The sequence below is a fragment of the Verrucomicrobiota bacterium genome (assembly GCA_037139415.1).
GTDB lineage: Bacteria > Verrucomicrobiota > Verrucomicrobiia > Limisphaerales > Fontisphaeraceae > JBAXGN01.
Genome location: JBAXGN010000257.1, coordinates 1 through 8,392 on the forward strand (window position 1 = coordinate 1; position 8,392 = coordinate 8,392).

Sequence of the window (8,392 nt, forward strand, 5' to 3'; positions counted from 1 at the left end):
GCCTAAACCAAAACAGCTTACAGAAAAACGACTATGCTAACTCGTAAACTGGGGCCTAGCGGGGGGATTTTCCCCCAGACCGGTGAGGGGTCCGCCCGGATCGGGGCGGGTTTCACCGGTAGCGGGGAAATTTTCCCCCGTAGCGTGGCGGGTTCCGCCGGGAACAGGGCGATGTTCCCCCTTAGCCGGGCCATGTTGCCCTGTAGCGAGGGGGCTTCCCCCCAGAGCGGGGGGATCTTCCCCCGGAGCCAAAAAATCGTTCACTGGAGCCAATAAACCATCCAAACACAGTGATTTACGTCAAAAACGGCCCATTTTGGGACTCCTCAGGCACACCCGCGCTCACTCCAGAGGCCGGGGCAAATCCAAAGCGGTGTCGCCCGCCGCCCCTTTTTCCCCCGGCAGTTGCCACCGCGCCAAAATTTCCCGCGCCGGCCTGTTTGAGACTCGTCGCCTACGTTTTGAATAAGGGAAGCGGGCAGGCGCGGGAAAGCGAACAAATCGAGCCCGGAAATTTTCACAAACTTGGCAGGTGACAATGCGGCCACGAACGGGCATGGTACCAGCACGCATGAATAACCTCAGCGTTTTGACTTTAAACGCGCGGTTCCGCCGATCTTGGGCGCGAGCCGGTTTCCTGATTGCGCTGGTTGCCTCCACCCTCGCGGGCGCTACCTCCCCCGCCCCGGCATCCGGTTTGTTGGCGGAAATGTTGCAGGGGCCGCTGGCCACTATTCAAGAGGTGGTATTCTCCGTCCGCCCGCACGGCACCGATGGACACTGGTACGCCAACTTCGGCTACCAATCCGGCGACGCCAACCGACCGATGTATGCCGAGGGTGGTTCGCGGTTGTGCAAACTGAATTTGAAAACCCGGCAGGTGACGGATTTGCTGGCCGACGCCACCGGCACCATTCGCGATCCGCAGTTGCATTATAACGGCAAGAAAATCCTGTTCTCGTATCGCAAGGGCGGCACGCCGTATTTTCACCTGTGCGAAATCAACACGGACGGCACGGGCATGCGGCAAATCACCGATGGCCCCTATGACGATATCGAGCCCATCTATCTGCCCGACGGCGACCTCATGTTCTGTTCCTCCCGCTGCCTCCGCTGGGTGCAGTGCTGGTTCACGCAGGTCGCCACGCTTCATCGCTGCGACAGTCAGGGCCGGAACATCCATATCCTATCCGCCAATGTGGAGCAGGATAACACTCCGTGGATGATGCCCGATGGCCGCGTGCTTTATATGCGCTGGGAGTATGTGGACCGCAGCCGCGTCAAATACCATCACCTTTGGACCATGTACCCGGATGGCACCGGCCAGATGATTTATTACGGAAACCAGCATCCCGGCACCGTCATGCTGGATGCCAAACCCATCCCAGGCACGGATAAAGTATTGGCCGTGTTCTCGCCCGGCCATGGCCGCATGGAACACGGCGGGCGACTGACGATCGTGGATCCCAACAACGGACCGGATGACAAATCCAGCGCGCGGCAACTCGCCTTGGGCAAAGACTTTCCCACCGCCGTCGCGGATGATTGCCGCGATCCGTTCCCGGTGACGGAGAATTGCGTGCTGTTTTCCAGTGCGCGCAGTCTTTACCTCACCGATGGCCAGGGTCGCACCGAGGAGATCTATACGCTCCCGGAAACCGAGGGGAGTAAACAATGGTTGCAGGAACCGCGCCCCGTGTGCGGTCACGTCCCCGAACGCATCATCGCCCCCAAGACCAAGCTCTCAGAGACCACCGGCTACGTGGTACTTCAGGATATTTATCACGGGCGCAACATGGACGGCGTGAAGCCGGGGGAAATCAAAAAACTGCTGGTTATGGAAACCCTGCCCAAACCCATCAACCACTCCGGCACCATGGAACCGATCAGCTACGGTGGCACCTTCACCCTGCCCCGCATCCTGGGCACCGTCCCCGTGGAACCGGACGGCTCGGCTAATATTGAACTACCCGCGTTGCGCAGCCTGTTTTTCATCGCCCTGGATGAAAACAATCTCTCCGTCAAACGGATGCAGAGCTTCCTGACCGTCATGCCCGGCGAGACGTTGTCCTGTGTTGGTTGTCATGAATCGCGCGCCGACACCGCCCGCCCGCGCCCGACGACGGTGGTGGCCGCCCTCAAACGCCCGCCCAGCCAAATTGAACCGCTCACGGGCATCCCGGAGGTCTTTGATTTTCCACGCGATATCCAACCTATCCTGGACCTACATTGCGTCGGCTGCCACAACTACGAGAAGCCCTCAGGCAAGCTTTTCCTCACTGGCGACCGCGGCCCCATCTACTCCCATGCCTACGTGAGCCTCATGTCGCGCGGATTGGTCAGCCACGGACGGGATGCCGATGGCAACAAGCCGCCGCGCGGCATCGGCAGTTCGGCCAGCAAACTGATGGGACAATTCACCAAGCGACTAAACAAGGACGTTACCACGCATGAAGTGGACATGATCCGGCTGTGGATTGACAGCGGTGCGCCGTACGCAGGTAATTATGCCGCACTCGGAACCGGGATGGTGCGGGTGAAACTTGATCCGTCCGTCACCAACCGTTGCGGGACCTGCCACAGTCGCAACCCGATTGGCGATGGGGAACTCGCCTTCAATCTCACGACGCCGGAAAAGTCACTGGCGCTGCTCGCCCCATTGGCCAAGGCTGCCGACGGCTATGGCCAATGCACCAACCGCACCGGCGAACCGGTGTATGCCAGTACTCAAAACGCTGATTATCTGTCCATGCTGGATGCCATCCGCAAGGCCAGCGCGCAATTGAACGAGATCAAGCGGTTTGATATGGCTGGATTCAAGCCTGGTTTTCCTTATGTCCGCGAAATGAAACGCTACCGGATCGTGCCCAGCGAGTTCAACCTGGCCACCGACATGCTGGATGTCTATGCCACCGATCGCGCCTATTGGCGGTCGCTCTGGTGGAAACCGATGCCGAATCTGACCTCCCAGATCCCCGGCAACCACGTTGCGGGCACTGGAAAATCCGAAAACTGAAGCGCGAAAGCCGAAAGAAATCCGAATTCCGAATTCTGAGGTAAAGGCCAACGCACGCTGGCAAAAAGATGGCAGGTGAAAAATGGGGGATATTTTACCTGGCATTTGAACTTCTCCCTGCTCTTCCCATTTCCCAGAGTTGACGGACGCCGCATAGTTTGTGATGCTGCTCACAACAAAACGGCATGAGCACAAAATTTACGGCGATTGTCACGGCGACCGATCCGGCGATCCGCAACCAGTCTTTGGACAGCCTTTGCGCGCGCCTGTCGTCGCAAGAACTGTTGGCAGAATGCGAGGCACTGGATGCGTTTCGCCGCCAGAGCAGCAACCTGTATGAGCGCGTGCGGGCGTTATTCTTCCTGTACGCCATTCACCGTTTTCATCTACCCAACCGGCCCGATAGCGGACAGCGAGGGTTGATTCCTTTCAAGGGATTCGAGCACCTGCTGCAACGGCGGTTCGAGGAAGCCATTGAGACGTTCCTGCAACTGCAACGGGAATGCGGTCCCTCGGATGGCATTTCCAGCGCGCTAGCCGCTGCGTATCATCGTTTGGCGTTTCAGACCCTCGCAGATCAGGTCCGCCGCAGTGTGCGCACCGTGCGCGGCAACCAATGGATGTTCCGCATGGGACATCCTGCCGATCAGCCGCTCCGGTTTCGTCCCGAATTGCTACAACGGGACCCACACACCGGTGCGTACCCGATTCTGCGCGAGCGCACCCCGGTGCGCATGGACCTCACCCATTGCGGCTGGAGCGACATCTTCTTTCTGGGCATGGATTTCCCCGAGGGCGCGAAAGTGCTCAACATATCCATCAACCTCGGCGTGCATGGCCGCGACACCGAACCGCGTCCCCCCGTGGAAGCCTATCTGCGCGTCATTGAAGAACCGCTGTTGCGCCTGGTCAGTGTGGACCTGGGCGCTTCAGTGGACATCACGCACTTGGCGGAGGTGTTTGATTTTGCCAAGGATTATCTGGGCCTATTGAAAGCGGCGATCATTGCCGCTGGCGTGGTGCCGCCGGGCATTGAAGGTTCCGGCCAAAGCCTCGCCGAATTGCTGGCGCGCATCGTGGGGCCGGGCCGCGGCCTGGAAATTGTCAGCAACGTCAACAGCATCCCCAAGGGGTCGCGACTGGCGGTTTCCACCAACCTGCTGGCAGCGTTGATCTCCGTCTGCATGCGCGCAACCGGGCAGGCGAAATCCCTGACCGGGCAGTTGGAGGAGAGCGAACGCCGACTCGTGCTGGCGCGCGCTCTGCTGGGCGAATGGCTTGGCGGCTCCGGCGGCGGCTGGCAGGATTCCGGCGGCGTATGGCCCGGAATGAAACTCATCACCGGCGTGCTCGCCTCCGAGGACGATCCTGAATTCGGCATCAGCCGCGGACGCCTCATGCCCACCCACCGCATTTTCGACGAGCAGGATGCCTCCGCCGAAACCCGCCGCAAATTGCAGGATAGCCTGGTGCTCGTGCATGGCGGCATGGCACAAAACGTCGGGCCGATCCTGGAAATGGTCACCGAGAAATACCTGCTGCGCTGCGAAGCGGAGTGGAAGGCGCGTCTGGACATGATGAGCGTGCTAGACGACATCCTGGCCGGGCTCAAGCAGGGCGAAGTCAAAGCCATTGGCGCGGCGACCACCCGCAATTTCCGGCAGCCGATCCAGACGATCATCCCTTGGGCCAGCAATTATTACACGGAAACCATCATCCAGAAAGTCAGCGCCGAGTTCGGCTCAGATTTCTGGGGCTTCTGGATGCTCGGCGGCATGTCCGGCGGTGGCATGGGCTTCATCTTCGCCCCGGAGAAAAAGGCGCTCGCCCAACAACGGTTGCAGGCGATCATGTCCGAGACCAAACGCGAACTGTCTTCCGCGCTGCCGTTCGCCATGGAACCGGTGGTCTATGATTTTTCCATCAATGAGAATGGCACGTTTGCCGATTTGCTCGATGGTGCCCACGGCCTGATGCCGCCGACCTATTACACCATGATGGCCCCTGCCCTGCTCCGGCAGGATCCGCGCTCACTCTCCCCGTTGCGCCGCGCCGAGCTGGATAAATTTGGCGCCGCCTGCCGCACGCGCCCGGAACTGCGCGGCATGGTCCAGGCGCTGTTCGATGCCATGCTGCCGAAGGGCAAGGCGGAATCTGCCGGCAATCAAAACCTCGCGGCGCTCCAGGAGCAATACGGTTTTGACCGCGCGCAACACGAGCACATCCGCGATGATTTGAAGAGCGGCCGCATCGGCCTGGCGCAAAACCGCCTGCCCGCCAATGCCCTATTGGAAGACGCGCATCCGGAGGATGTCACCGACTACGCCGCCGTAAAGGCGCAGCGAACGGCCTTGCGGGATATCGGTCTCGCCAGCCTGAAGCACGGTGAAGTGGCCGTCGTAACGCTTGCCGCCGGGGCGGGCAGCCGCTGGACGCAGGGCGCGGGCGTGGTCAAGGCCCTGCATCCCTTCTGCAAACTCAGCGGCAAACACCGCACCTTCATCGAAACCCACCTAGCCAAGAGCCGGCGCATCTCCCGCGAGGCGGGCCAATGGCTGCCGCACCTTTTCACCACCAGCTACCTCTCGCACGAGGCGACGCAGGAGTTCCTCGCCAAGCAGGGCAATTACGGCTACGAGGGTCCCCTGCTCTTCTCGCCCGGCAAATCCATCGGGCTGCGACTCGTGCCCATGGTGCGCGATCTCCGCTTCGCCTGGGAGGAAATGCCGCAGCAATTGCTCGACGAGCAGGCGCAGAAGGTGCGGCAAAGCCTGCACGCCGCCCTCATCAACTGGGCGCACTCGGCGGGTGAAGCCACCGATTACACCGACAACGTGCCCATGCAATGCCTGCACCCGGTGGGCCATTGGTATGAAATCCCGAACCTCCTGCGCAACGGCGTGCTCGCCAAACTCCTGGAGGAACGCCCGCAGTTGAAATACCTGATGCTGCACAACATTGACACCTGCGGCGCGGACGTGGACCCGGCGTTGCTGGGGCAGCACATCCGCAGCGACGCGTGCCTGACCTTTGAACTCATCACCCGCCGGCTGGAAGATCGCGGCGGCGGCCTCGCCCGCGTCAATGGCCGTGTCCGCCTTGTCGAAGGCCTGGCCATGCCGCGCGAGGAGGAAGAATTCAAGCTCTCCTATTACAACAGCAACACCTGCTGGATTCACCTCGATAAATTGCTGGCCGCGTTCGGCCTCACGCGCGAGGAACTGCGCGATGAAGCGAAGGTCACCGCGGGCATCCGCTCGCTCGCCGCCAAGATGCCCACGTACATCACCCTCAAGGACGTGAAGAAACGCTGGGGCCACGGTCAGGAAGACATCTTCCCGGTCTGCCAGTTCGAGAAGCTCTGGGTAGACATGACCTCCGTGCCGGAAATCCAGACCCGCTTCGTGGTGGTCCCGCGCCTGCGCGGGCAACAGCTCAAGGACCAGGCGCAACTGGACGGCTGGCTGCGCGACGGCTCCGCCGCCTACGTGGACGCCCTCTGCGAGTGGAAGTAAAAAAAAGCTTTCCAAAATTGTCCGGGCTGGCACACTGCCCGGACTATGAATGATACCCCGATTACCAGCACGTCGCGTCGCGACTTCATCAAAAGCACGAGCACGGTGGTCGCCGCGTCCGCTTTGACCGGTGTCACCCTGCCTTCCGTTCACGCCGCCGGTTCAGACCTGATCCAGGTCGTCCTCGTCGGTTGCGGCGGTCGCGGCACAGGTGCCGCCACCCAGGCCCTCAGCACCACCACCGGCCCCATCAAGCTCATCGCCATGGCGGATGTCTTCCCCGATAAACTCACCCGCAGCTTTGAGAACATCCGAAAGGACTGTGAGAAGAAGCAAACTGCCGACCGCATGGACGTGCCGGCGGAACGCCGCTTCATCGGCTTTGACGGCTACAAGAAAGCCATGGATTGCCTGAAGCCGGGCGACATCGTCATCCTCGCCACCCCGCCGGCCTTCCGCTGGGTCCACTTCACCTACGCCATCGAGAAGAACCTGAACGTCTTCATGGAAAAACCGGTGACCGTGGACGGCCCGAGCACCCGCCGGATGCTGGCGCTGGGCGAAGAATCCAAAAAGAAGAACCTCAAAGTGGGCGTGGGCCTGATGGTGCGCCATTGCAAAGGCCGCCAGGAACTGCACGAGCGCATCCGCAACGGCGAAATCGGCGACCTGCTCATGCTACGCGCCTACCGCATGTCCCGCATGTCCGGCGTGGCCAAGAACAACCCGGACCTCAGCGAAGTCATGTTCCAGATCCGCAACTTCCACAGCTTCCTCTGGGCCAGCGGCGGCGTGTACAGCGACTATTACATCCACCAAATTGACGAATGCTCCTGGATGAAGAACGCCTGGCCCATCAAAGCCCACGCCATCGGCGCGCGCCATTACCGCGAGGACTCCGTGGACCAGAACTTCGACAACTACTCCGTGGAATACACCTTCCCGGACGGCACCAAGTTCTTCCTCGATGGCCGCAACGTCAGCGGTTGCACGGCGGAATTCGCCAGCTACGCGCACGGCACCAAGGGCTCGGCGGTCGTCTCCACCTCCGGCCATTACCCCGGCAAAGTGCGCATCTACAAAGGCCACAACCAGACCCCCGAAAACCTGGCCTGGGCCTTCCCGCAACCGGAACCCAGCCCCTACCAACTCGAATGGGACGACCTAGTCAGCGCCATCCGCACCAACCAGCCGTACAACGAAGTCGAGCGCGGCGCCACCGCCAGCCTCGTCACCTGCATGGGGCGCATGGCGGCGCACACCGGGCAAGTCATCACCTACGACGACATGCTGAACTGCCCGCACGAATTCGCCCCCACCGTGGACCAACTGCTCATGGACGGCCCCGCGCCGCTCAAGCGCACCGCCGACGGCCAATACCCATACCCGAAGCCCGGCGTCCTGAAAGACCGGGAATATGATCCGGGAGTGAAGGGCTGAGACAGGTTCTGTCTTCAGAGTTGAGGAATCCAATCCAGCGCCCATGTGTGTCGGGAGAATCCCAAGGGGATTCCGGCCTCCAGCCCAGGATTGGACCGTTGGGGGAAAAGGGGAACGGGCCTATCCTGGGTCCCCACCGCCAGAGAGGATAAACCCTGTAAGGGTTTCGGCCTCCTATCCCGTCGCCGTCCATGGCCGCAACCCCTTCAGTACCATACGGGCCTCCAGTCACCTCTTAAAATACCGCCTAAGCCATTGCCAAACAGGCGGTTTACGCATAAAGCATAAAAGCTGTTCCCAATGAGCAAAAAGCCTCAGCGGAAAGCGCTTCCGCGTGAGCGGATGACGCTTCCGCGTGAGCGGATGACGCTTCCGCGTGAGCGGATAACGCTTCCGCTTGAGCGGATAACGCTTCCGCTTG

At 61.0% G+C, this 8,392-nt stretch carries 3 protein-coding genes; all 3 read left to right on the top strand.

The genetic code is table 11. The features are described 5' to 3' along the window. The first annotated feature begins 571 nt into the window (after positions 1–571). The 3 genes from WCO56_27340 to WCO56_27350 all read left to right on the top strand — a co-directional run bounded on the left by WCO56_27340 (position 572) and on the right by WCO56_27350 (position 7,971). Positions 572–3,016: a hypothetical protein gene (locus WCO56_27340; GenBank protein MEI7733316.1), complete on the top strand. Its 2,445-nt coding sequence runs from the start codon at positions 572–574 to the stop codon at positions 3,014–3,016. A 185-nt stretch (positions 3,017–3,201) separates the two neighbouring features. Next, positions 3,202–6,531: a UTP--glucose-1-phosphate uridylyltransferase gene (locus WCO56_27345; GenBank protein ID MEI7733317.1), complete on the top strand. Its 3,330-nt coding sequence runs from the start codon at positions 3,202–3,204 to the stop codon at positions 6,529–6,531. A gap of 45 nt (positions 6,532–6,576) precedes the next feature. After that, positions 6,577–7,971: a Gfo/Idh/MocA family oxidoreductase gene (locus tag WCO56_27350; protein ID MEI7733318.1), complete on the top strand. Its 1,395-nt coding sequence runs from the start codon at positions 6,577–6,579 to the stop codon at positions 7,969–7,971. The last annotated feature ends 421 nt before the right edge of the window (positions 7,972–8,392 follow it).

What these genes read in the sequence shown, in the direction of transcription:
- WCO56_27340 (MEI7733316.1), top strand. Translation starts at nt 572, where the DNA reads ATGAATAACCTCAGCGTTTTGACTTTAAACGCGCGGTTCCGCCGATCT.
- WCO56_27345 (MEI7733317.1), top strand. Translation starts at nt 3,202, where the DNA reads ATGAGCACAAAATTTACGGCGATTGTCACGGCGACCGATCCGGCGATC.
- WCO56_27350 (MEI7733318.1), top strand. Translation starts at nt 6,577, where the DNA reads ATGAATGATACCCCGATTACCAGCACGTCGCGTCGCGACTTCATCAAA.